This is a genomic window from Rhodococcus sp. MSC1_016 (genome assembly GCF_023667485.2).
GTDB lineage: Bacteria > Actinomycetota > Actinomycetes > Mycobacteriales > Mycobacteriaceae > Rhodococcus_F > Rhodococcus_F oxybenzonivorans.
On sequence record NZ_JAMOZI020000001.1, the window covers coordinates 2,404,526 to 2,428,177 of the forward strand.

Annotated in this window: 19 protein-coding genes and 1 pseudogene; 18 read left to right on the plus strand and 2 right to left on the minus strand. The window is 62.9% G+C overall.

The window, feature by feature from the left end:
* Positions 1-333: 333 nt before the first annotated feature.
* Entirely contained in the window at positions 334-921 is a 588-nt protein-coding gene (locus L1080_RS11200; protein WP_250768245.1) for a TetR/AcrR family transcriptional regulator, read from the minus strand.
* 353 nt (positions 922-1,274) lie between these two features.
* On the opposite strand from L1080_RS11200, the gene L1080_RS11205 reads away from it, so the two are divergent.
* The 17 genes and pseudogenes from L1080_RS11205 to L1080_RS11285 all read left to right on the plus strand — a co-directional run bounded on the left by L1080_RS11205 (position 1,275) and on the right by L1080_RS11285 (position 20,771).
* Positions 1,275-2,468, plus strand: coding sequence for an LLM class flavin-dependent oxidoreductase (locus L1080_RS11205; RefSeq protein ID WP_284707575.1), 1,194 nt, complete (start codon positions 1,275-1,277; stop codon positions 2,466-2,468).
* The gene (locus tag L1080_RS11210; protein WP_250768248.1) at positions 2,465-3,331 is read left to right on the plus strand and encodes an enoyl-CoA hydratase-related protein; all 867 of its coding nucleotides are present in this window, start codon (positions 2,465-2,467) and stop codon (positions 3,329-3,331) included. The genes L1080_RS11205 and L1080_RS11210 overlap by 4 nt, the downstream gene beginning before the upstream one ends.
* Before the next feature lie 3 nt (positions 3,332-3,334).
* A complete protein-coding gene (locus L1080_RS11215; protein WP_250768249.1) occupies positions 3,335-4,129 on the plus strand; it encodes an enoyl-CoA hydratase/isomerase family protein in 795 nt (264 codons plus the stop codon).
* Between the two features lie 10 nt (positions 4,130-4,139).
* Entirely contained in the window at positions 4,140-5,006 is an 867-nt protein-coding gene (locus L1080_RS11220) for a branched-chain amino acid ABC transporter permease (protein WP_250768252.1), read from the plus strand.
* Positions 5,003-5,992: a branched-chain amino acid ABC transporter permease gene (locus tag L1080_RS11225; RefSeq protein WP_250768255.1), complete on the plus strand. Its 990-nt coding sequence runs from the start codon at positions 5,003-5,005 to the stop codon at positions 5,990-5,992. Before L1080_RS11220 ends, L1080_RS11225 begins: the two co-directional genes overlap by 4 nt.
* Complete coding sequence (locus L1080_RS11230) at positions 5,992-6,777, plus strand: ABC transporter ATP-binding protein (protein ID WP_250768258.1); 786 nt, start codon at positions 5,992-5,994, stop codon at positions 6,775-6,777. The genes L1080_RS11225 and L1080_RS11230 overlap by 1 nt, the downstream gene beginning before the upstream one ends.
* Positions 6,764-7,483 (plus strand): ABC transporter ATP-binding protein, encoded by a 720-nt coding sequence (locus tag L1080_RS11235; RefSeq protein WP_162603222.1) that lies wholly within the window; start codon positions 6,764-6,766, stop codon positions 7,481-7,483. Before L1080_RS11230 ends, L1080_RS11235 begins: the two co-directional genes overlap by 14 nt.
* Before the next feature lie 111 nt (positions 7,484-7,594).
* Positions 7,595-8,866, plus strand: coding sequence for an ABC transporter substrate-binding protein (locus L1080_RS11240; protein WP_159922221.1), 1,272 nt, complete (start codon positions 7,595-7,597; stop codon positions 8,864-8,866).
* Positions 8,867-8,892: 26 nt separating this feature from the next.
* Positions 8,893-10,776, plus strand: coding sequence for an AMP-dependent synthetase/ligase (locus L1080_RS11245; RefSeq protein WP_250768261.1), 1,884 nt, complete (start codon positions 8,893-8,895; stop codon positions 10,774-10,776).
* Positions 10,777-10,784: 8 nt separating this feature from the next.
* Complete coding sequence (locus tag L1080_RS11250; RefSeq protein ID WP_250768264.1) at positions 10,785-11,540, plus strand: creatininase family protein; 756 nt, start codon at positions 10,785-10,787, stop codon at positions 11,538-11,540.
* 81 nt (positions 11,541-11,621) lie between these two features.
* Entirely contained in the window at positions 11,622-12,140 is a 519-nt protein-coding gene (locus tag L1080_RS11255) for a flavin reductase family protein (RefSeq protein ID WP_159922217.1), read from the plus strand.
* Positions 12,141-12,142: 2 nt separating this feature from the next.
* On the plus strand, positions 12,143-13,246 hold the full coding sequence (locus L1080_RS11260; RefSeq protein ID WP_250768267.1) for a 3,4-dihydroxy-2-butanone-4-phosphate synthase: 1,104 nt from the start codon (positions 12,143-12,145) through the stop codon (positions 13,244-13,246).
* A gap of 160 nt (positions 13,247-13,406) precedes the next feature.
* Complete coding sequence (locus L1080_RS11265) at positions 13,407-15,029, plus strand: AMP-binding protein (protein ID WP_308202115.1); 1,623 nt, start codon at positions 13,407-13,409, stop codon at positions 15,027-15,029.
* Between the two features lie 481 nt (positions 15,030-15,510).
* The gene (locus tag L1080_RS11270; RefSeq protein WP_250768272.1) at positions 15,511-17,847 is read left to right on the plus strand and encodes a transketolase-like TK C-terminal-containing protein; all 2,337 of its coding nucleotides are present in this window, start codon (positions 15,511-15,513) and stop codon (positions 17,845-17,847) included.
* Positions 17,848-17,865: 18 nt separating this feature from the next.
* A pseudogene (locus L1080_RS11275) lies at positions 17,866-18,938 on the plus strand (2-oxo acid dehydrogenase subunit E2).
* Positions 18,939-19,883: 945 nt separating this feature from the next.
* Positions 19,884-20,558 carry an esterase/lipase family protein gene (locus L1080_RS11280; protein ID WP_250768275.1) on the plus strand — a complete coding sequence of 225 codons (675 nt, stop codon included), beginning with the start codon at positions 19,884-19,886 and terminating at the stop codon, positions 20,556-20,558.
* Positions 20,559-20,645: 87 nt separating this feature from the next.
* Entirely contained in the window at positions 20,646-20,771 is a 126-nt protein-coding gene (locus L1080_RS11285; RefSeq protein ID WP_284707578.1) for a hypothetical protein, read from the plus strand.
* 310 nt (positions 20,772-21,081) lie between these two features.
* On the opposite strand, the gene L1080_RS11290 is transcribed toward L1080_RS11285, so the two are convergent.
* The gene (locus tag L1080_RS11290; protein ID WP_250768278.1) at positions 21,082-22,422 is read right to left on the minus strand and encodes a potassium channel family protein; all 1,341 of its coding nucleotides are present in this window, start codon (positions 22,420-22,422) and stop codon (positions 21,082-21,084) included.
* Positions 22,423-23,118: 696 nt separating this feature from the next.
* Here L1080_RS11290 and L1080_RS11295 point away from each other — a divergent pair.
* Positions 23,119-23,541, plus strand: coding sequence for a YciI family protein (locus L1080_RS11295; RefSeq protein WP_250768614.1), 423 nt, complete (start codon positions 23,119-23,121; stop codon positions 23,539-23,541).
* The last annotated feature ends 111 nt before the right edge of the window (positions 23,542-23,652 follow it).

A 23,652-nucleotide genomic window follows, 5' to 3' on the forward strand; every position in this document is an offset into this window, starting at 1 on the left:
CGTAAATCGGATTGCAGGACCGGCCAGGCGCTTCCGCACGGAAGGGCGCGGATCCTGTCATTGCGCGACCCCGGGCCGGCGTCACTGCTCCGATCCACGTGCCGCATTGAGGATCGCGCAGTCTGCTGCAGTATTCGACTGTGCAACAGTGTATTTAAATATTTGAGGTCGAGACTGGTGCGACCGACACAGGCGGATGTCGCCTTCGCTCGATCGTCGACGATCAAGCCCCGTTCAACCAGGGTATCCGATTGAACGGGGTCTATTTACAGGCCAGTACCGGATGCTATCGCCACGTTCCGTAGGCGCCTGATCAATCCGGCAGGTCCGCCATCACTCGGCCCGAGGAGAGGTCAATGCCTGGACCGCCGCAGTTGACATTGTCTTGACGATCGACTCCTGGTCAAGACCTTTATTGAGCGTGGGTACGGTATTCAACATCGAGAACACCGCCTGCGTAAGCAGGCGTACCTCCGGATCCGACAGCTCTGGCCGCAGCAGCGACACTGTCGAAATCCACTCCTCGGCGTACATATTCATCGCTCGTCGAATGCGCCGGCGATCCGTTTCGGGAAACGCGTGCTCGTTCTTGAGGAAAATCAGTGTTGTCGGGGCCGCAGACAGGACCGACCTGATGTGGAATTCGACCATGGCGTCCAGCGCAGCACGCGGATCGGGTTCCGACTCCACCGTCGCCCGGGCGGACTGATGGAGAAACTCCAACGGATTCTCCACCACTGCGATGAGGAGGGCCTGCTTGTTCTGGAAGTGACGATAGAGCCCGGGAGCGGAGATTCCTGCCTTCGCGCAGATCATCTCGACCGTAACCGAGTCGTAGGGTTGGTGCAGGAACAGATCGGCGGCGACCTCCAGCAGCAGCTCCCGGCGTGACCGGCGAACCGTTGGCGCGGCTGACGGCATCTGATCAGCCTTCATGGTTCACGACAGCAACCGGGCAACCCGAGAAATCTGAGATCAACACATACCGAGTCGCACACCGCCTGCAAGCGTCGCTCGCATCCACCTTGATCAGCTCCATGCGACCAATAGTAACACGCATTAACACAATCGGACAGCGATCGGACACCTGTCGATGCTAGCTGCGGGCCCACGCTCCGCGCGCGACCGCACACTTTTGCATCTGACCAGCGATATTGCGGGCCGTGGCGAGTGAAGGTGCCCAAATGCCCGCCGAGTGTTGACAAGCTCACACTCTCGTTCTACGTTAATGCTCATTCACGTTAATGCGCATTCACACACGAAAGGTTGTGGCCATGCGATTCATCTTCATGAGCGAGGGCGAAACGCCCCCAGGGCATACCCATGAGCACCGATACCGGGAGCTCGTCGACGAGGTCCTCCTCGCCGAAGAGGTGGGTTTCGATGCGTTCGGCACCTCTGAGCAGCACGTGGCGATTGGCACGGCGACGACGTCCGCGCCGGAGGTCCTCTATCCGTACTTGATGGCGCTGACCTCACGCATTCGGTTCGTGCACCTGGTGACCCTGTTGCCCACGCGCATCAACCACGCGCTTCGGGTCGCCGAGAGGCTGGCCACCGAAGACATTCTGTCCAACGGCCGCGTGGAACTCGGTGTCGGCCGAGGCAACACCACCCTTGCACTGCGGGCCTTTGAGGTTTCACCGACGGAAAACAAGGCCCAGCAGATCGAGGGGCTCGAAGTCATTCGACGCGCGCTGCACAACGACGTCTTCTCCTTTGTGGGCGAGCACTACAAGATCCCACCACGAAGCCTCGTACCCAGAGGAATTCAGACTCCCTATCCTCCGATCCACATGGCGACCGGGAGTCCCGAGTCTGTTCGAACTGCGGCGGAGCTCGGCGTCGGCGCGATCGTCGGAGGCTTCTACCTGGGCTTCGAATTCCTCGAGAATATGCTGCGTATCTACGATGACGCTCTCGACGGCGCGACGCACACCTACCCAGTGCAGGCACAAAAGCTCGTTGCAGTCGGCGGCGGTATGCATTGCGCAGAAACACGCGACGAAGCCGTCACATGGGCGAGGAGCCTCACAGAATCGGTCGCGCTATCGACCGACGCGTACCAACGCCTCTCGAAACTCTCCGATGACTACCAGTACATGGGAGCCGTCAAGCATCTGGACTTCAACGATGAGCGCTACATGTTCGAGGACTCCTCCGGCTTCATCGTGGGCGATCCCGACGACTGTGTCGCCCAGGTACAGCGATTCGCCGACTTGGGCGCCGACTCGCTCGTTATGCGCATCGACGGGCTCCCCCACAGGGAATTGATGAAGTCGATCGAACTTTTCGGCAAGTACGTAATCCCCAAGTTCAAGAACCCCCGCGCTATGGTGCGCACCCCTGCCGCGGTTCTGGACGATATTCGCGCCGCCCGTCCGGCCCACTACGCCGAGGTGGAAGCGTTCGAAAGTGCACAGAAAGAAACAACCGGAAACAGTGTCGAGGTAGGAGAAGCACGATGAGCACATTGGCCACGGATGACGTCTTCAGCCGATACCCGAAGGAGATCTTGATCGAGCGCAAGCCGAATGGGGTACTCCTCATCACCATCAATCGTCCCGAGCGACTCAACTCCCTGACGCTGCCGATGTTCAAGCATCTGTCCGGAATCTGGGAGGACGTCGACCGAGACCCCCACACGCGTGTGGCTGTCATCACCGGCGCCGGCCGCGGTTTCTGCACGGGCATGGACGTACGCGAACCAGACCCTACTCTGGATGACGCGATCGAACTCATGGAGGATGAGCGGCGGCGAATTACGACCCTCCTGAACATGGACAAGCCTCTCATCTCCGCGATCAACGGACCAGCGGTGGGCTGGGGTTTGTCGATGGCACTGCTCGCCGATATCAGCGTAGCTGCTGAAGACGCCTTGCTTCTGGACGGCCATACCCGCATCGGGGTGGTCGCCGGCGACCATTCTTCCCTGATCTGGCCGCTGCTGGTCGGCATGGCCAAAACTAAGTACTACCAGCTGACGTCAGCAAGCCTGACCGGCGCGGAGGCCGAGCGGATCGGCTTGGTGAGCCTCACCGAACCGAAAGGCGCCGTGCTCGAACGCGCCTTGGCGATCGCCGATGACCTTGCCCAGGGCTCGCAGCAGGCAATCCGCTGGACGAAGCGTTCACTGAACTCTGGTTGGCTGACCAACGCCCTTCCGCAGCAGGAATTGTCGGCGGCGTTGGAAACCCTCAATTTCGCCGGCGCAGACTACGCCGAGGCCCGACAAGCCTTCCGCGAAGGGCGACCGGCCCGATTTCCCTCCGCCCGCCGAGATGACCACCTCGTTGTTGGTTCCCCGGCGACGCAAGAAGTTGCCGGGTGAAGCATGAGAGGGCCTGAGACCACACAGACCGCCGGGTTCACCGCCGCGGACTATACGGGTGTCCTTGTCGTCACCTTGGACCGGCCGCCGGCAAACGCACTGAACCGATCAGCCATTCGCAATCTCGCGGCGCTGTTTGCCGACCTCAGCGAGATGCGTGAAGCACCCCCGGTCGTCCTCACAGGCCAGGGAGAACGATTCTTCTGCGCCGGAGGCGATATAAAAGAACTCGAACAAGCACCCCAACAAGAGTTGGACGCCCGGATGCGGGAGTTTCACTCGCTACTTGTAGCAATGGACAGGTACCCGCGACCGGTGATCAGCGCGATCAACGGTCACTGTGTGGGCGGTGGCATGGAGATTGCTCTGTTCGCCGATACCGTGCTGGCCGTCCACGGTGCGCGTTTTGGTTTCCCAGAGATCAATCACGGCCTCCTACCGGCCGATAAGGGTATTCAGCGTGCCGCCCGACTACTCGGAGCACGTACCGCGAGGCGACTGCTGTTGTCGGGGGAACTATTCGATGCTGAAACCGCACTGGAGATCGGTCTCGTCGATGTCCTCGCGGACCCCGCAGACCTTGTCGCTGCGGCTGTCGCATCGGCACGTGAGGCCGGGGCCAAGGCACCCGTGCTCTACGGCGCATTGAAACGCAGTGTCAACGATTCCGACGACTCCCGCGACGAAGTCTCCCTGCATCGCACACTTGGGTCTGCCGCCGAGTACTTCGATGACCCCGTCGCCCGTGGACTACGAGATAGCTGGAACGGCAGTCGCACTCGAGGAGGTCAGGGATGAGGGTGGAGTCATGTTAGCCGTCCTTGTTGCAGGCCTGGTCAGCGGTGCGGTTCTGCTGCTCGCGACCGTGGGCTTCGAATTGGTGCGCCGGGTGGAGGGCTTCCTGAATATCGCGCTGCCCCAGCTGATCGTGCTCAGTGGGTTCAGCGCGTACGGGTTCAACGTGCTGCTCGGGTTTCACTGGATAGTCTCGTGTCTCGCGGCGATCGCCGTCACGACGGTGGCGGGCGTCGTATCAGCTCGGCTGATCTTCTGGCCGATGCGCGGGCGTCCGCACTATATTCCCATGATCGCATCAGTCGGTCTCGCGTTCTTCATTCACGCAATGATCGAGGTCTTCACGGGGTACGGCGTAAAGACACTCGACGTCCCTCTTCAAGAGACCTTCCGTATCGGTGGGATTGCCGTGGCCGGCATCGATCAGGTCGCTGTAATCGTCATTGCCGCTCTGGTGGTTATAGCACTGCACTTTTGGCTGTCGAAGTCCTACAGCGGACGGGCGTTGCGCGCGATGGCCAACAATCAGGCACTGGCTCAGATTCGCGGTGTCAACACCACTTATCTGCAATACATCACCTGGGCGGTAGCGAGTGCGCTGACTGCGCTGGCGGGAACGCTCATCGCCTTGACCGCACGCATTTACCCTGAGCTCGGCTGGGATCAGGTGTTGATCATCTCCGCCGCCGCAATCATCGGTGGTCTCGGCAGTATCTACGGCGTGATGCTCGCGGCAGTCCTCGTCGGTCTTACGTCAAGTCTCGCGACCCTTGTCATTCCGTCCGAATACACCCAGATGGTTGTGTTCGCGGTGATCGCCTTGGTCGTGTTCATCCGGCCTGAGGGCCTTTTCAGCGGGCCGAAGGAGCGTGTCGCATGAGCACTCTGCTGATTCTTGGCGGACTGATCACTCTAATGGGGATCTACGCCGTCGCAGCCCTGGCACTGAACCTTCAGTTCGGCGTTGGCGGGATGGTGAATTTCGGTGTGGCGGCATTCTTCGGTGTCGGCGCCTATGCCTACGCACTCACCGTCATGCCGGCACCGTCCGGATTGTACACATACCTTCTCGGGCTCGGTTTGCCGTGGTGGGCGGGCGCAATCATTGGTGGTCTCGTATCAGCTCTGCTCGCGTTCGTTGTCGGAAGCGGCCTGCTGAAGGTCGGTGGGGAGTACCTCGCCGTTGTCTCGCTAGCGCTTGCCGAGGTGATCCGCCAGTTGTTCATCAACCAGCCGGCGATCGCCAATGGGGCGCGCGGGCTGCTGAACGCGCCGGTGCCCAGCCTCGATATCGTCCCGGGTCGAGCGCAGGTGTTGTTCGTCGCTGCGATCGTTGTGGTTGTTTCAGGAATCAGCTTCTTGCTCTTCCGGCGGGTGACTCGGTCGGCGTTCGGCCGAAGTCTGCTCGCGATCAACCAGAACGAAGCGGTGGCCCGTTCGCTCGGTGTGAACGTCTACGCGGTCAAGCTCAAAGCTTTCGTCTTTGCGGCGTTCTTCATGGGTCTGGCCGGGGTGATGTATGTGTGGTATCTGTCGATCCTTACTCCGACTTTCTTCAACGTGAATATCACCTTCACGGTCTTCATTGCTCTGATTATCGGCGGGACAGGCAGCAATGTCGGCGCGGTTCTTGGTGCGGTTGTTCTGTTGGGCCTGCGGGAGGGCCTCACATACATTCAAGTGGACTTTATTACACCGGAGCTGCTGGCCAGCCTTCAGGACGCACTGCAAGGTTTGGTCCTCATTGTGATACTCCTGTTCTGGCCGGGTGGCCTCTTCCGGCCGCGACTGTCCGTCTACCCGCCACCACGCTCCCCCTCCGTAACACCTCCTGTGTTGGCGACTTCTGTGGCAGGTGGTCGCTGATGACTGCACCGAATCCCTTGCTCGAAGTGAAGGGCGTTGTGAAGAGCTTCGGTCAGCTCCGGGCGCTCGACGGTGTCGATATGACCGTTAGCCGGGGCAAGGTTACAGGACTCATTGGGCCAAACGGCTCCGGCAAAACCACCCTGTTCAATGCAGTCTCCGGTTTCCTGAAGCCTGATGCAGGGACGGTCGTGTTCGACGGGCGTGTCGTGACAGGGGCTCCGACGCACCAACTTGCGCGGATGGGCCTGAAGCGCACGTTCCAGAACACTGCTGACTTCACTGACATGTCGGTCGTGCAGAATTTGCTCACCTCTGTGCGCACTGTGCCAGGCGAGCGCCTCTCGCGCCTCTTCACGTCTCCGCGCGCGATCTCGGCGAGTGAGCGCAGCCTGGTCGACCGTGCATGGATTCTGCTTGATCGCCTGGGTTTGGTCGAATTGGCGAACGTCCGGGCGGGAGATCTGTCGATCGGCCAAGGCCGCCTACTGCAGATCGCCCGGCTGCTCATGGAACCGCCGTCGCTGTTGATGCTCGACGAGCCGTCCTCGGGCCTGAACCCCGACGATCAGGACCGCTTATCTGCGACAGTGCGTCAGCTGCGCGATGTAGAGGGCGTCACGGTGCTCGTCATCGAGCACAACATGTCCTTCATGAACGCAATCTCCGATGCGCTGTACGTCATGCACGACGGCCATGTCATTGCAAGCGGCCCACCGGCGGACGTCATCCGCGACCCCCTAGTTATCGAAACCTATCTGGGAGTACGCCGTGCCACTGCTTAATGTCGAAAACCTCACCAGCGGCTACGGTCGAAACAACATCATCCGGGGCATTTCTCTTGCCGCAGAGGAAGGATCGATTACAGCCATTATTGGCCCTAATGGAGCCGGCAAGACAACCCTCGTGCAGACCATCGCCGGGGTAGTCGATGCACGCGGCGGGAGCGTCAGACTTGGTGGCGAGCCCCTCGATGGGATGTCCGCCCGCGAGCGCGCACGCCGCGGCCTCGGATATACACCTCAGCTGCGCAACGTTTTCGGTGCACTATCCGTCGAGGACAATCTGGAAGTCGTTACTCGCGCGATGCGCTTGCCTCATGATCGCGTGGACGAGGTCTTCGAACTGTTTCCCATTCTCGCAGAGCGCCGAAAGCAGCGATCCGGAACGCTGTCCGGCGGACAACGGCAGCAGCTCGCAATCGCTTCCTCGCTGCTCATGCGGCCGAGGCTGTTGATCCTCGACGAACCCACCACCGGTCTAGCGCCCCAGATTGTCGATTCGCTCATCGAGCAGATCTGCGTCATCGAACGCAGCGGGACCGGCGTCTTATGGATTATCGAGGAGCATCCCAGCCAGATCCTGCCACTGTGCGAACGCGTATTTCTCATGGAATCGGGCCAAATTCATCACGAGGCAAACGGGCCGCAACTGCTAGCGGATCCGGGCTTCGCCGAGATGTTCCTGGGTGCTCGAATCCCACAGGCGTGAGCAGCACGCATGCCTACCGCAATCGCGAAAGAGAAGCAGGCTTCACTCTCCTCGCTTCTACCAGAGAAAGTCCGACCCCCCAAAGCAGCAGTTCACAGGAGATTTTGAGCGATGAAAGTACTCAGAACAACAGCAGGCAAGGTATCGGTCGCATGCGTGGTCATGGCGACGGGGGCAGTGCTCACAGGTTGCGGCGACGGTGGAGGGGCGTCGGGCGGAACCACGGTGATCGGTGTGGCCGCGCCGCTATCAGGCGAAGCGGCGGTCTTCGGCGGGCCTGTCGATTCGATCACCCGAGCAGTAGTGAACCATGTCAACAAGCGTGGCGGCATCAATGGGACGACCCTCGAGGTTGTGAGCGAGGACGAGAAGTTCAACGCCGAGGATGGAGTCCGCGCCGTCACCAAGCTCATCAATAAAGACGACGCGCAATTCATCGTGGGTCCGACGTCATCGACGTTCATGGCGACGCTCAGCCAGGCAGAACGCAGCGAGGTTGCGATCGCGTCTCCGTACTCCGGCATCGTCGAGTACGACGACCAGGCCAATCCCTACACCTTCCGCACTATTGGTCCGGACACTTTCGATGGCCTGGCGGTCGCTAAAAACCTCTGGGACAACGGCATCAAGACCCTGTCCATACTCTACGAAAACTCCGACTCAGCGCGAAGCACGTCGAGCTGGTTGGAGGATTATTACACGAAGCTCGGTGGCAAGGTGGTGGCGAAGGTCGCTTTCAACGGCGGACAGAGTTCCTATCTGCCGGAGGTGCGCAGCGCCTTTGAGCCTCAGCCCGATATGGTGTTCCTCGCCGGCTCCGTGGAGCCCGCTGTACCGATCGTGCGCGAGTGGGCGCGGTCGGGGTTACCTGGCAAATGGGCATTTATCGCAGAGTTGACCTTCCCCGTGCTACTCGACGAGGTCGGGGCCCAATACCTCGAAGGCGCGTACGGTCAGTCCGCGGTCGCGGCAGACTCGCCGTCCGTCGCGGGGATGCGCGATGTGCTGGTCGAGGAGTATGGCGTCGAGCAAGGTGCGGCCATCGCTCAGCAGCCCACGGCGGCCATGGCATACGATGCGATCGTTTCGGGACTCTTGGCGATGGCGGCCGGCGGCGAGACCACCGGCACGGCGATTGCCGAGAACCTCCACAACGTGACTGATTCCGGCGGCACGCCGGTGTTCTCCCTGGACGAAGGCCTGGATCTCCTGGCCAAAGATGAAACGATCGACTATCACGGTGCCAGCGGTCCCGTCAATTACAACTCGACGAACACTGCGGTGCCCGACTACGGGATCTATCAGGTAGTCGACGGGAAGTGGCAGGTAGTCAAGCGCTACACGGGCACCGAGATCAACGACTTAGCTGAGGAATTGCAGTGACCATGGAGATGGAGAACACTGTTTCAATGAGTTCGCGTGAGGGCGGCAGGGATGGAATACCGGTACTGCGCAGCGTCTCGGGATTCGAGGCCGTGGATCGCACCTTCGCCCAGATGTTGTGCGACCGCGCCGAGCGCGAACCGGACACGGTCGCATTCTGCAGCTGGGTTGAGGGCGCTGCACGCCCGACCAGCTGGAGCGAGTATCTAGAGGAAGTGCGGGCGACCGCACTGGGCCTCCATGATCTCGGGGTGGCGCCGGGCGACCGGGTGGCCATCATGTCTTCTACCCGCCGAGAGTGGGTTGTGGCGGCACTCGGGATCCTGAGTGTGGGTGGCGTTCCGGTCGGGGTATACCCCACAAGCTCGACCCCTGAGGTAGAGCACGCGCTCGAGAGCAGCGGCGCGACCGCGATCTTCGCCGAGGGCACGTCCGATATCGCGAAAGTTGCTGCGCTCGCCCCCAAGTTGCCGCACTTACGTGCAACTGTCAGTTTCGACGCCGAGCCGGCAGACCTGCCGGAAACGGTCAAAGCAGTACATTGGGAGTCCTTATGCGCCATCGGGAGCGCTCGGGCTGTGGCTGAGCCGGAACTGTTCTCGCTTCTTGTCGAAGCGGGCGACATCGACCAGCTGGCCGCCCTGTTTTACACCTCAGGATCCACTGGAGCGCCGAAGGGCGTGAGACACACGCACCGCACACTCCAGTACTCGGTACTTGGTTTCGCAATGTCCTACCCCGAGATCGGCAGGTCCCGGCACGACCTCGTGGGATTCCTCGGACTTTCACATGTTGCGCCGGCTCTGATCGGAGTCTTCGCGCCGATAATGACCAGGCTCGTCGTCACCTACTGCACCATGGATCAACGGGTCGAAGCGCTCTGCGGGGTGCGGCCAACTGCTGTCCTGTGGCCGCCGAGGATGCACGAGAAGCTCGCCAGCGAAATACTGCAGGCGCTTGCCGAGTCCGGCAGAGCTTTCCGCTTCGGATACGCGATTGCGATGAAGGTCGCGCGCAGGGTCAGCGATTTACGCTGGCGTGGGCAACAGGTGCCAAAGTACCTCGAAGTCCTCTACGGCGTGTGCCTGAAATACGTGTTCCTGCTACTGCGGGCGAAAGTCGGCATGGATCGCATCGAGGTGAGCTGGACAGCCTCCGGAAGCATGGCCCCCGACGTGACCGCGCTCTGGCATATGTGGGGTCTCGATCTTCGCGAGCTTTTCGGTACAACGGAAACGTGTGGCTCCGTGATCGCCCAGTGGGATCGCGCCTTTCCAGCGCCGGGAACCATTGGAAAGGCCATGCCCGATCCCCGGTGGGTTGTCCGTGTGTCCCACGAAGGCGAGTTGCAGGTGCGCAGCCCATGTCTCTTCGACGGCTACTGGAACAATCCGGAGGCGACGGCCTCGGCGCTGGAGGAGGGGTGGTACCGCACAGGCGACCTTGTCGAGCAGAGCTCCGATGGCGAGGTGAAGATCATCGGGCGAATGAAGGATGTCCTCAAGACCAGTGGCGGCAAGAGCGTCAGCCCGCAGCCGATAGAGGTACGGCTCAAGGCGAGTCCGCTGATCGACGAGGCGATCGTCGTGGGCGAAGGCCGCAAGTACCTCACCGTACTGCTCAGCGTCAGCGACGAGGCGCAGGCAATGACTCGGGATGACCGCGATGCTGCTCTGACCCGATGGATCGACGAGGTCAATTCCGAACTCGCCCGCCCGTTGCAATTGAAGAAGTTCCGGGTTCTGCCGCGGGCGCTGTCAGCGGCAGCGGGAGAGCTGACGGCCAAAGCCACTATCCGACGCTCTAACATCCTCGCCTCCTTCACCGATCTCGTCGACGAGATGTACGACGCAGGCGAGCAGGACGAGATTGCCCGCCAGGCCCGATTTGCCAGGCCGGATCGCAAGTAGGTGCCATAATGAACGAACTTCGGATCGAATACATGACGAGTGCCGAAATCGGTGACGCAATCGCAGGTGGGGCGCGCACCGCGATCCTGCCCCTCGGTGCAGTCGAACAGCACGGCCGGCATCTACCGCTGTCGATGGACGCTGACCACGCCGACGCTCTTGCAGTGCGGGTCGCGCACGACCTCGGAGGTGCGCTCGTCCTGCCGACCGTTAGTGTCGGGTACTCGCCGCATCACCTCGGATTCCCCGGCACACTGTCCCTCCGCGCATCGACTCTCGAGGCGATCTGCGAAGATTACAGCGCGCACCTGGCTGCGTCCGGTTTCGAGCGGATTGTCGTGTTCTCGGGCCACATCGGCAACTACCCGGTCATGCGCGACTTCGAGTTGCGTCTGGCGGACAAACTGGCACCACTGTCGGTCATCGTCTTCACCGACAGTGAAGCGATTCTGGACGCCTGGCGCCGGGCCGCCGAGGACGTGGCCTCCCTGGGCGGCAACGTCGGTGGGCATGCTGACGTCGCAGAAACCTCCGTGATGCTCGCACTTCACCCCGACAGGGTTCGCGTCGAACGCTTTGCCCGTGGATACTCGGGCATGGTTGACAAGGGACTCCTCGATCGTGCCTTCCGGGAGGGCATTCATTCGATATCCCCCAACGGAATTCTGGGAGACCCTGCAGGCGCGTCGCCATCCATCGGGACGGTATGCCTCGACGCCGTCACCTCCCTCATTGTCCAGCATGCGCGCGCCAGGGGTGCGTGACATGCACGACATGCGAGCGACCCCAACGCGATCCTCCGACGTCGATAAATCCAATTCACTTCTCAGCCAAGGCGGTACGCCATGATCACTTTCGATCCAGTAAAGACGGGTGACTCGCAACGGGATACCACCAAGCTCCGCCGACTGTACGGGCAATATCCGACTGGCGTCGCGGCAGTATGCGCGCTCCAGGAGGGACGACCGGTGGGAATCGTGGCTACCTCGTTCACACCAGTGTCCATGGACCCGGCGTTGGTATCGATCTGCGTGCAGCACACTTCGACGACGTGGCCGACGCTGTCGAAGGACGGCCATCTAGGTATTTCGGTCCTGGCATCGACGCACGAAGCGGCGAGTCGCCAGATCGCGGCCAAGAACGTCGACCGGTTCGCCGGGATCTCCTGGTTCGCAGGCGAATCCAATGCAGTATTCCTAGCCGACGCCGCAGCATGGCTCGATTGCAGGATCTCGACGTCGATCCCCGCAGGGGACCACGATGTTGTACTTCTGGAGGTCAACAGCACCGCGGTAAATGAGACAGCACAACCCCTTGTTTTTCATGACAGCCGTTTCCGCACACTCGTGATCGGCGAGGGATAGTGATGACCGACGTCTGTGACGTGAAAAAGAGAATCGAATCCGCGACAAACGCGTTGACCACCGGAAGGCCGGCACTGATCGTCAGCGGAGCGGACGATCAGGAGGTCGCCGATGTGCTGATTCCCGCCGCCCTAGCCAGCCCACGGTGGACCGCCTGGGCAGTTCGATACACCTCCGGGCTGTTGTGTGCGGCGATGCGTTCGACCCGGGCAGACGAGCTGGAACTGCCCGCGATGGTGAGGGGCAACGGCTCCAGCACGACAACTCCGGCCTTCGGTGTAGGGGTCGACGCCGTTGCCGGCGTCGGAACCGGTATCAGCGCGACAGACCGGTCGCGGACCGCTCGGGTGCTCGCCAGCCCGCAGACCCGCCCAGTGGATCTGACGCGGCCGGGACACGTCCTGCCGTTGAGAACGGCTTCACGTGGAGTGCTCGAGCGCCGAAACAGTGCGGAAGCGGCGGTCGACCTGTGCGAAATCGCCGGACTTTCGCCGGTAGCGCTGACGGCCACGTTGCTGGGTGACGACGGAACCCTGCTGCAGGGCACGGAACTCGCGGCTTTCGCCCAGGTACACGGCGTTCCAGTGGTGCAGGTCCAGGATGTGGTGCACTACCGCCTACACCACGGCGACGGCCACGTTGGGCGGGTTCGCCAGACGGCCACACGTATTGTGGACGTTCCTGACAGGTGCCTGCGCGTAGTCGACTTCGACGACGAATTGACCGGCGCCCACCACACGGCCTTCCTCGGTTCGACAACGCCTGCGGCAGCTCCGACGGTGTACATCGTCTTCGAATGTTCGCACCGCGATCCACTCGCACCCGACTGCGGGTGCCGACGGGAGTTCGAAACCCGTCGTACCCGAATCGCCGCAGAAGGCGGGATCATCGTCTACTTGCGGTCGAACCCGCGGCCCGCCAACCAGTACACGGTTCAGGGACACGAACTCGCACAGGGATCCATCAGTTCCATCCTCACCCACCTTGGATTCACCACGGTCATCGTGTCCGGATGGCCGGGTGATCAGCACCCGACATCGGCCCGCGCGCTCGACCTGACGCCGACTGTCCGCAATCCGGCCTACAAGACCGCCGCCTCGCTCTGACTGCCTCCAACCGGGGCAGGGGGACCGAAACCGTGGGCGCGAACTTGACGCCGTTGAAACCCCACTTCCGCCCTGGAGGTACCGACGTAGTCGGTACCTCCAACTCGCAACCCGACCCGCCCAGCGCTTCGGATGAAGCGCTGCCTCAACTGGAGGATCTGTGACCGGTCTCGACGTTCCTTTGACACCCATTCGCTTCCTCGAACGTGCAGTCGAGGTCATGCCCGACAAAATCGCAATCATCGACGGCGAGCGTCGATGGACCTACCGTGAATTCGGTGCCTCAGTACAGGCCCTCGCGAAAGCGCTCCGGGCTTCCGGTATCACGGATGGCGAACGCGTCGCATATCTGGCCACCAACTCCGCCGAGCTGCTCATCGCCCATTACGCCGTCCCGCTCGCGCGCGGAGTACTCGTTGCGATCAACACACGCTTGTCAGCGGCCGAGATCGAATACATCTGCGGGCATTCTGGTGTGCACCTGCTCTTCGGTGAGATCGAGCTACTGAAGCCGCTGCTCCACGCCGGACTCGATTTCTCCACCGTCGACGAGTGGATCGAACTACCGACGGTGGAAGGTCTTTTCACCGGATCTAACGAACTTCACAGCTATGACTCACTGGTGACACGCGGCCAGGGCGATGATCTACGCTGGGAGATTGACGACGAAAACCGTACGCTGGCAATCAACTACACATCCGGCACCACGGGCCGCCCTAAAGGAGTCATGTACTCCCATCGCGGCGCCTACCTCAACTCGCTCGGCGAAATCTTACATGCAGGCTTCGATAAGACCACCAAATATCTGTGGACTCTGCCGATGTTCCATTGCAACGGATGGTGCACGACCTGGGCGGTCACCGCGGCGCTCGGGACACACGTCTGCTACCGGGCGGTGCGCGCCGACAGCATGTGGTCGTTGATCGACGAGCACCAGATTACCCACCTCAACGGAGCACCGACAGTTCTGACCCTCCTGGCCAACGCTGAGCAGGCCCATCCCCTCACGACACCGTTAACCATCAGCAGTGGAGGTGCACCGCCCAGCCCCACCATCATCGCCGGGATCCGCGCTCTGGGCGCATCGATAGTGCACATCTACGGCCTCACTGAAACCTACGGACCCTACTCGGTCTGTGAACCCAAGCCCGAGTGGGACGAGGTGGATGTCGAGGACCACGCGAAACTCATGGCGCGCCAGGGTGTCGGCATGATCACTGCCGAGCGGCTGCGGGTTGTGCGTCCCGGACTTTCACCGGCGGGCGAGTTGACCGACGTGGCCGCAGACGGCACAGAGATGGGCGAGATCGTCATGCGCGGCAATACCGTGATGAAAGGCTATTACGACGACGAGGACGGGACGCGGAAGGCAACCGAGGGTGGCTGGTTCCACTCAGGTGACCTGGGCGTCATGCATCCCGACGGATACGTGCAACTTCTCGACCGTGCGAAGGACGTGGTGATCTCCGGGGGAGAGAATATTTCGACGATCGAGGTAGAGCAGGCAATTCTGTCGCATCCGGCGATACTCGAAGCCGCCGTCGTGGGGGTACCTGACGACAAGTGGGGCGAACGGCCGAAAGCGTTCGTGATGACTGGCAATGGAGCGCACATCGACGAGGCTGAGGTCATCGCACACGTGAAGTCGCGAATCGCGTCATACAAGGCACCCAGATCGGTCGAGTTCGTCGACGACCTTCCCAGAACGTCAACAGGAAAGATTCGCAAGAACGAACTGCGTGACGCGGAGTGGAGTTCACGGCACAACATGATCAACGGCTGAGAACTGTCGAGCTGTTGCACTGGCGGTGGCGCCCGCCACCACACCGGGGCATGGCCGGTGCCGAAAGGCTATTTCTCGGTCCGACCCGCGTTTGCAGTGTGACTGATTCGCAGAATACCTGCGCCAGAACACTTCCGGCGTCTATCGGAGAGCACAGCGATCACGTCGCCGCGGCGCGGAGATCGCCGAAAATGGTGGCCGCGATTGGGCATTGTGCTACCCCCCAGCGAGGTTGTAGGCGCACCGGTGCGCACAATGCTGAAGTCTTGCGATGGGTGTTGCACAAAGTACCTGCCGATGCTGAACTATAGGCGAGTTCTGCACACGGGACTTCCTCCTCAGCAGGCGGATTCACCGACCGCCACTGGCGGCGTCGGACTCTCACCAGAGCCGCCTGCTGACATCACCGACCGACCGCTCACGACCTGAGCTGGCCGCAGTTCAGTCGGTCCCACGAATTCATAGGTAAGGACGCAATCTCATGCAGGGCACGAACACAGTCGACACCGGCATCAACACCGCTCCCTCCCCGACCCCCGAGGCGCTCGTGGAGATCGAGCAACGCGTGTTGTGGCTGTCGACCGCGATGATCCACCACGCCAACCGGGTTCGCCCCAACCCCACGGGGCTGAAGGTCGGTGGTCACCAGGCGTCGTGTGCGTCGATCGTGACCATTATGACCTCGCTCTGGTTCGAGCAGCTCCGTCCCGGTGATCGGGTGTCGGTCAAGCCGCACGCCTCCCCGGTGCTGCACGGCATCAACTACCTGCTCGGCGAGCTGGACGAGAAGTATCTAACGACGTTGCGGGAGTTCGGTGGGCTGCAGTCGTACCCGAGCAGGTCGAAAGATCCTGATCCAGTGGACTATTCGACCGGGTCGGTCGGGATCGGGGCGACGGCGCCGATATGGGGTGCCATCGCCCGCCGCTTCGTCGACACCCATCTCGGCGGCGCCGGGACGGGCAGGCAGTATTCGCTAGTCGGGGACGCGGAGTTAGATGAGGGTGCGGTGTGGGAGGCGATCCTCGACACCTCCGTCGCCGAACTCGGGGAGATCGTGTGGATCGTCGACCTGAACCGGCAGTCCCTGGACCGGGTGGTGCCCAACATCGCCGCCGGCCGGCTCGAAGCGATGTTTGCTGCCGCCGGCTGGCAGGTGCTCACCGTGAAATTCGGGACCCTGCTCGAATCACTGTTCAGCCGACCCGGTGGGTCGGCGCTGCGCACCCGAATCCTGGACATGCCCAATCCCGAGTACCAGCGGCTGCTGCGCTGTACGGCCGAGCAGGTGCGGGACCGGCTGCCCGGCGGCGGCCCGAACGCGATGGAGATCGCCGCCCTGATCGCCGGTCTTGACGACGACACCGTCCTGCATGCCATTCGCAATCTCGGTGGTCACGACCTGGACGCCCTGCGCGCGGCGTACGGGCAGATCGACGACACCCGCCCGACGGTGATCATCGCCTACACGATCAAGGGCCGCGGTCTGCCGACGCAGGGGCATCCGCAGAACCACTCCTCGCTCCTCACGGTGGAACAGTACGAAGAATTGGCCACGGAGTTGGGGATGGACCCGAACAATCCGTGGGCGCGGTTCGCCCCGGACAGCACCGCCGGCCGCGTCTGCGCCGCCTCCGCCGAATGGCTTCAGCGTGACCCCACCAAGCTCGCAACCCCGCCTGCGGTGCCGGCCGACATCGGCCGCACCCCGTCCGGGATCTCGACGACACAGGCCGCATTGGGCCGGGCGCTGCTCGATCTGTCCCGGGAGGCACCGGAGGCGGCGAAGCGGGTGGTGACGGTCAGCCCCGACGTCTCCTCGACCACGAACCTGGCCGGGTGGTTGAACAAGGTGGGGGTGTGGTCACCGAACGAACGCCGCAATTGGTTCGACGACGACGCCGAGACGATCATGCACTGGCGGGAAAAGCCGACCGGACAGCACATGGAACTGGGGATCGCGGAAACCAACCTGGTCGGGTTGATGGGTGAGCTCGGCGCCACATGGAGTCGGTGGGGTCAGCCGCTGTTCCCGATCGGGGTGATGTACGACCCGTTCGTCGAGCGGGCGCTCGAGCCGTGGTCGTACGGGATCTACGCGGGCGGGCAGTCGATCCTGGTCGGCACCCCTTCTGGGGTGACCCTCGCCGCGGAGGGTGGCGCCCATCAGTCGATCAAGACCCCCTCGATCGGACTCGAACAACCCGGCTGCGTGAGTTACGAACCAGCCTTCGCGATCGACGTGGAGTGGACCCTGCTCGACAGCATCTCTCGCCTGGGCCGCCCCGACGGCTCCTCGTCGTATCTGCGACTCTCGACCCGCCCCGTCGATCAGACTCTCGCCGCCGTCCCCTCCGATCCGGCGGCCCGGGAACGCCGTCGCCGTCAGGTCGTCGCCGGCGCCTACACCCTCCGCCACACCGGCAGTCCGGCCGTCACCCTGGTCGGGATGGGCGCCGTCATCACCGAAACCCTCACCGCCGCAGACCGATTAGCCGATCAGGGCATCACCGCCGACGTCGTGTGCGTCACCAGTCCGGGACTGTTGTTCGAGGCGGTGCAGGCGCGCCGCGGACTCGCCGACGGCCCGTCGTGGATCCTGGACCAAGTGTTCCCCGCCGACCGGGCGGCACCGATGGTAACCGTCCTCGACGGCCACCCGCACACCCTCGCATTCCTGACCGGGATCAACAACGTCCCCGGCGCGGCGCTCGGCGTCAGCAAGTTCGGGCAGGTCGGCTCCCTCGACGACGTCTACCGCTACCACGGCATCGACACCGACAACATCGTCCGCGCCGCCCTCGACCTCACCGACTGACCCAGAGAGACATGACGAATGACCACGACACAGACAGGCACCACCGTGGTGTTGCCGTCGCTCGGTGAGAACGTCACCGAAGCCACGATCACCCGCTGGCTCAAGGCCCGAGGGGACCGAGTCGAGGCGGGAGAGCCGCTGCTCGAGGTGGCCACCGACAAAGTCGACACCGAGGTCCCCTCCCCTGCCGCCGGCACCCTCCTCGAAATTGTCGCCCCGGAAGACACTGTCGTCGAGGTCGGGGCGGCAATGGCCATCCTCGGCCCACAGTGCAGCGATCCCCAGGACACGCCGGCGCCCGCTGCCGCTCCAGAGGGCCCTGCACCCACATCCCTCTCGAACCCGGCTCCCCGTCCAGCTTCACCACCTTCCGCAGTAGACCGGGTGGAGAAGCTGCCCCGCATTCGGCGAACCATCGCAAAGCGCATGCTCAATCCCTGCAGACATCAGCGCAATTGACCACGATCGTCGAAGTAGACGTCACCGGCATCGCACGTCTGCGTCTTCGGGAGAAAGATGCGTTTCTGCGCCGCACCGGGGTGAAGCTGTCTTTTCTGCCGTTCTTCGTCATCGCCGCCGTCGAAGCGCTCGCCGAGCATCCGGTGATCAATTCGTCCCTGAACGTCGACTGCACCGAGGTGACCTACCACGGGGCGGTGCACCTGGGCATGGCCGTCGACAGCGACAAGGGACTGATGGTTCCCGTCATCCGCGACGCAGGAGCATTGCGAATTCCTGAACTCGCGAATGCAATCGCCGTCGTCGCGGACAGCGTGCGGGACGGGACGATCCGGCCCGACGACCTCTCCGGCGGCACGTTCACCATCACCAACACCGGCAGCCGCGGAGCCCTGTTCGATACCCCGATCATCAACCAGCCGCAGTCGGCCATCCTCGGCATTGGAACCGTCGTCGAACGCGTCGTCCCCACGCGCGGCGAGGGCGGCGCACTCCAGATCAGCGTCCGGTCGATGGCGTACCTCTCACTGTCATACGACCATCGCATCGTCGACGGCGCCGACGCCGCCGGCTACCTCGCCGCCGTCCGTCACAGCCTCGAAGGCGGATTTCTCTCGTCGGACCTGCAGTGAATGGGCCAGCACACGTCCCAGGTTCTATGCCCGGACACAGCACCAGTGACGATCACCGACTCGTCGCATTCGCCCTACGGTGGGCACCGATAGTTGCCATCAACGACAATTTCCCCGACTTCGACGAGTACATCTTGCCGGAGTTCGGACTGCAGCCAACGATGTACTACCGGAGACTCCTCACACTCCTTCTGACGCCCCCGTGCCCACGCCTGGATCCATCGGACCGGCAACACATCATTGCACTCTGCCAGCACAAGTTGGACGCCTCACGACCGACAATCTGCAGTTGAGCGGAGCGAGCACCGAGCAACACTCTCACCGGAAACCACACGTCCATGTCCTCAGATTCCCTCACCGACCAGCTGAGCGCCTACCGCCGCCAGCGCCGCGCTCGAATGTCCGAGGAACTGCGTCGAGCGCGACACCGTCAGTTACCAGAAGAAAGCGTTGATCTCATACGTTTTGCACAGGCATGGGCACCCTACGGAAAGGTGCCCACGGAAGAGATTTTCGTCCGATACGGCATGACAGCGGCGCGATACCTCGAGGTTCTTGCCGATGCCCTCTCAAAGCCGGACTGCGACCCCCAGACCGCCACCACGCTCCGATCCATCTACTTCTCACATCGCACATAACGGTCCGATGGGATGGGACCAAGCGTCGCCGAGCTAGCTGAGCTGCTGGCCGGACTGGTCGCAAAGCCGCGATGTCTCGACCGCTCAATGCGAGATGGAACCCGCCGTCGCCAAGATGTTCGCGCCCTCGAGCGAGGAAGTCGTCCTTGGTATGAAAGGTGGTATCTGTTGTCGCAGGGTTACATTCACCCTGCCGGGACCCCATGAACGAGTGTGGCCAAAACGCTCCCCGCTCCTACGCCAGCGGCTAAGTTACCGGTGGTTAACATCACCAGTCCTTATCAGTTTCTTACAAGTGGAGACCTACATGCCTCGTGTTCTACTCTCGCGTCTGTTCGCCGCCGTCGGCCTGGCCGCGGTGTCGTTGCTGATCGCACCCTTGGCGCCCGCTCACGCGACCGGGCACGATCCCATCCTCTTCGTGCATGGATGGCAGGGCAGCTCTTCGCAGTGGAACACCATGATCGCGGCATTCAAGGCAGACGGATGGACCGACGCCGAGCTCTACAACTGGTCGTACAACTCCAATCAATCCAATGTCACGACCGCCGCACAGGTGGAGGCGAAGGTCGACGACATTCTCCGCATCACCGGCGCCGCCAAGGTGGATGTCGTCACGCACTCGATGGGCGGATTATCCACCCGGTATTACGCCACGAACCTCAACGGGGCCACCAAGATCGACGACTGGATCTCCCTTGCGGGCCCCAACCACGGCACCGACACCTCGAACGGCTGCTTTACCGCTTCCTGCACCGAAATGCGGATCGGCTCGGCGTATCTGACGAGTCTCAATTCCGGAGACGAGACGCCCGGTGCGCCCGCCTACGGAACGTGGTGGTCGCCCTGCGACACGGTGATCAACCCCGACTCCAGCGTGTCCCTCGCCGGTGCGACCAACACTCAGACAGGATGCCTCACCCACAACGGAATACTCGAGAACGCCACGATCTACGGTCAGGTCCGCGACTTCGTCCGGTAGCACCGCTGGTGTGGACCGGAATCGCGTACCGCGGTTTCGGTCCACAATTCCGGACTCCCCACTGCCCACTTTCCCGCTCACCATCAGGTGGGCCAAATCCAGCTGTCGGTAGTGGGTGGCACGCTGGTACGCCGGCGGACCTGGTGGCTCGTCGCCGCGGCCTTCGGTGGCGCTCTCATCGACCGCCGCGCGTACGAGAACCTGCTGCAATGAGTGTCGGCGCGCACGATGAGCCGGGAGAGGTTTGTGGCAGAACGCCTCTGGCGGGGCCTCGCGATGCCTTCCGTGTCTCAGTCCCGGCAGTCCGGCTCCCGATAAAGGAACACGAACCGCACTCCACCAGACCCCGTAATTGATGAACCCGACCGCCGACCATTCCGCATTCATCTCACGCGCCACGAACCGGGCCGCTCGACCGACCGACGGCAGCCGCGACGACGCGTTCCCGACTTGCAGGCCCTGCCAGAAGATTTCGGATCATGGATTCGAGCGAACCGGCGGTTTCGAGCGGACGCGCTAGTCGTTAGGCAGTGACAAGGTGCCGGCAACTCATCCGCGGTGACACGGGCAGCTCGGTGAATATGGGTTCGGGCGATTCCGCCGTCGGCACCTCCAGGTAGAGGCGGCTGCCGTTGGCCACGACCCCCTGCGGTTGCAGACCGATCAGCTTGGCCACCACGTAGGTGGCGCTCAGGCTGGTGACGTCGCGGATGATGCCGAGCCGCAGCAACGACCGTGTCTCGGCGATCGCCTCCTGCTCACCGGCTCGCAGGACCAGCCGCAGTCCGGGTGACAGAGCTTGCGCGGCCACGGATACGGCGATGTTGTCCAGGTCGTCGGAGCCGACGGCGGCCAGGGCCAGCGCGCGGCGCACGCCCAGTCGCTCGAGGAGTTCACGGTCGCCGCCGTGCCCGACGACGGTCGGAATGTTCATCGACCGCACGAGCCGCAGGTTCCTGGCGTGAGGGTCGCGTTCGACGCCCACCACCGCGACACCGAGAGCCTGGAGTTCCCGGCAGAGCCGGAGCCCGACCTGGCCCAGGCCCACGACGATGACGTGGCCGGAGCGGGGCAGGACGCGGCTGCCCACCAGGCCAACCAGCCGGGGGCCGAGCAGGCGCTCGATGATCCCGGCGGTGAACATGGCCGTGAAGACGACGGTGAAGAGCATCGCCACCGAGGAGAACACAGCGTAAGCGGGGCTGCCGTGGGTATCGGTTCCCGGGCCCACGGTGGTCACCACGCGCACCGCCTCGTTGAACGCGTCGAGCGGTGCCACGTGCTGACCGAGCATCAGCCACAGCCAGTCAGCGAACAGGACCGCGAGAAGTCCGGCGAGCCCACCGAGCAGAATGCGCGTGCCGATGTCGTGCGACCGCAACAGTCCGGTCGCGCCGGTCGCCGCGGTGCGCCACCAGCTCCGCCGGGGCAGGTCGACGTGCGCGCCCTCTGGGTGGCCGTCGATCATGCGGACCGTCAGCATGTGCTCGCCCGCATGCCGGGCAGCGACGAGTTCGGATTCTAGGCAGGGTCCGGCGAGCGTGGGTGCGGCGAGGTCGGCCGGGGACGTCACCTCGCACTGCGGAAGCAGCTGGGACAGCTGGTCCGCGACCGTGCGGTCGAAGATAGTCACCACCAACGGGATCGACGCCGAGATGTGCGCCGCGGCCAGCGCGTAACGCAGCGCGACGACATCGTCGCGCACCAGTACGGCCATACCGCAAGGCTCGTCCGCCATCGCCACGCGAAGTTCGTCGTCGTCCGGGGCAACGAGATGGCGTACGTGAAAGTCCCTCTCGCGGAGGGAGGCACAGACCCGTCGGGCCACGGTGGTTTCGCCGATGACGAGATATGAGTCGTTCACGTGTGGTCCTTCCGGCTCGGGATCACGAGAGCGTACCCGAGAAAAACCACGGATCCCACACGAGAATTTCTACCGGCGAGTAGTCCGGAGCAAGCTCGGCTGTAGCGCAACAGGACCGCAGCACACGAAGTCCGGAACTACGCGCTCACAAAACCTGATGTTCACCGCACGTCACCACCTCTGTTCTCGCCCCGTTCCACCACCGGCCTTACGGCGGTAAGCGACAATTCGGACTAGGTCATAAGTAGTCCTGTTTAAGCCCTTGAGATTCTCACGGAGCGGTAGTGCATACACAGACCACTTTCCGAATACGTCGCTGCCGCGAACGGAATATGGAAATGGCTCTGCTCGAACCGATCGCGGTCACCAATGTCGAACAGCGGTTCTCGGGCACCCGCATCCCCAACCGACCCCCCACTACTTGCAGGTCCTCGCCGACTCCGGCCTGTGCGACCACTCCGCCCCTGTCGGCGCGGCCGTCGACTTGCATGAGGTGCTGATTACCGAACCCGCCCGACGAGCCCACTCATTGCTGGACCTGGTGAGCTGTGGGGTGTGCGGGCCGGCGAATCCGCAGCCCGCCGGCACAACTACACCCGCGGCGGCCGCTGCGACGGCACCATCACCCGCGCGCAGCTCCGTCCCAGGGGTGCAATGCGGCCACAATGGGCCGTACACCACACCGAGGAGAAGACGATGGCCAAGTACCTGCTCCTCAAGCACTACCGAGGCGCGCCCGCATCGGTCAACGACGTGCCGATGGATCAATGGACGCCAGAGGAGGTTTCGGTCCACGTGCAGTACATGAACGAGTTCGCCGCCCGGCTCGAAAGCACCGGCGAATACGTTGACAGTCAGGCACTGTCACCGGAAGGTACGTTCGTCCGGTACGACGGCGAGGGGCGTCCGCCGGTGACCGACGGTCCGTTCGCGGAGACCAAGGACCTGATTGCCGGCTGGATGGTGATCGACGTCGAGATCCACGAGCGGGCGCTCGAACTGGCCGGCGAGCTGTCCGCGGCACCGGGCGCGGATGGGAAATCGATCCACGAATGGCTCGAGATGCGCCCGTTCCTGGCCGCCTCTCCGACTACGGAGTGCGGTTTTCACCGCGGGTGATGACCGTCCCCCGGATCATCCGAACACAGTGCCGAGGGACGATAGAACAAGGCGGTCTGTCTAGCGCGCGTGGGCAAGAGTCGGGACACTGCGGATGCACAGGTTGCGATC

Excerpts from the sequence above, each read along its gene's own strand:
- L1080_RS11225 (WP_250768255.1), top strand. The coding sequence starts at position 5,003 with ATGAGCACTCTGCTGATTCTTGGCGGACTGATCACTCTAATGGGGATC.
- L1080_RS11270 (WP_250768272.1), top strand. The coding sequence starts at position 15,511 with ATGCAGGGCACGAACACAGTCGACACCGGCATCAACACCGCTCCCTCC.
- L1080_RS11295 (WP_250768614.1), top strand. The coding sequence starts at position 23,119 with ATGGCCAAGTACCTGCTCCTCAAGCACTACCGAGGCGCGCCCGCATCG.
- L1080_RS11280 (WP_250768275.1), top strand. The coding sequence starts at position 19,884 with ATGCCTCGTGTTCTACTCTCGCGTCTGTTCGCCGCCGTCGGCCTGGCC.
- L1080_RS11200 (WP_250768245.1), bottom strand. The coding sequence starts at position 921 with ATGCCGTCAGCCGCGCCAACGGTTCGCCGGTCACGCCGGGAGCTGCTG.
- L1080_RS11245 (WP_250768261.1), top strand. The coding sequence starts at position 8,893 with ATGAGTTCGCGTGAGGGCGGCAGGGATGGAATACCGGTACTGCGCAGC.
- L1080_RS11210 (WP_250768248.1), top strand. The coding sequence starts at position 2,465 with ATGAGCACATTGGCCACGGATGACGTCTTCAGCCGATACCCGAAGGAG.
- L1080_RS11205 (WP_284707575.1), top strand. The coding sequence starts at position 1,275 with ATGCGATTCATCTTCATGAGCGAGGGCGAAACGCCCCCAGGGCATACC.
- L1080_RS11260 (WP_250768267.1), top strand. The coding sequence starts at position 12,143 with ATGACCGACGTCTGTGACGTGAAAAAGAGAATCGAATCCGCGACAAAC.
- L1080_RS11240 (WP_159922221.1), top strand. The coding sequence starts at position 7,595 with ATGAAAGTACTCAGAACAACAGCAGGCAAGGTATCGGTCGCATGCGTG.
- L1080_RS11250 (WP_250768264.1), top strand. The coding sequence starts at position 10,785 with ATGAACGAACTTCGGATCGAATACATGACGAGTGCCGAAATCGGTGAC.
- L1080_RS11215 (WP_250768249.1), top strand. The coding sequence starts at position 3,335 with ATGAGAGGGCCTGAGACCACACAGACCGCCGGGTTCACCGCCGCGGAC.
- L1080_RS11220 (WP_250768252.1), top strand. The coding sequence starts at position 4,140 with ATGTTAGCCGTCCTTGTTGCAGGCCTGGTCAGCGGTGCGGTTCTGCTG.
- L1080_RS11230 (WP_250768258.1), top strand. The coding sequence starts at position 5,992 with ATGACTGCACCGAATCCCTTGCTCGAAGTGAAGGGCGTTGTGAAGAGC.
- L1080_RS11255 (WP_159922217.1), top strand. The coding sequence starts at position 11,622 with ATGATCACTTTCGATCCAGTAAAGACGGGTGACTCGCAACGGGATACC.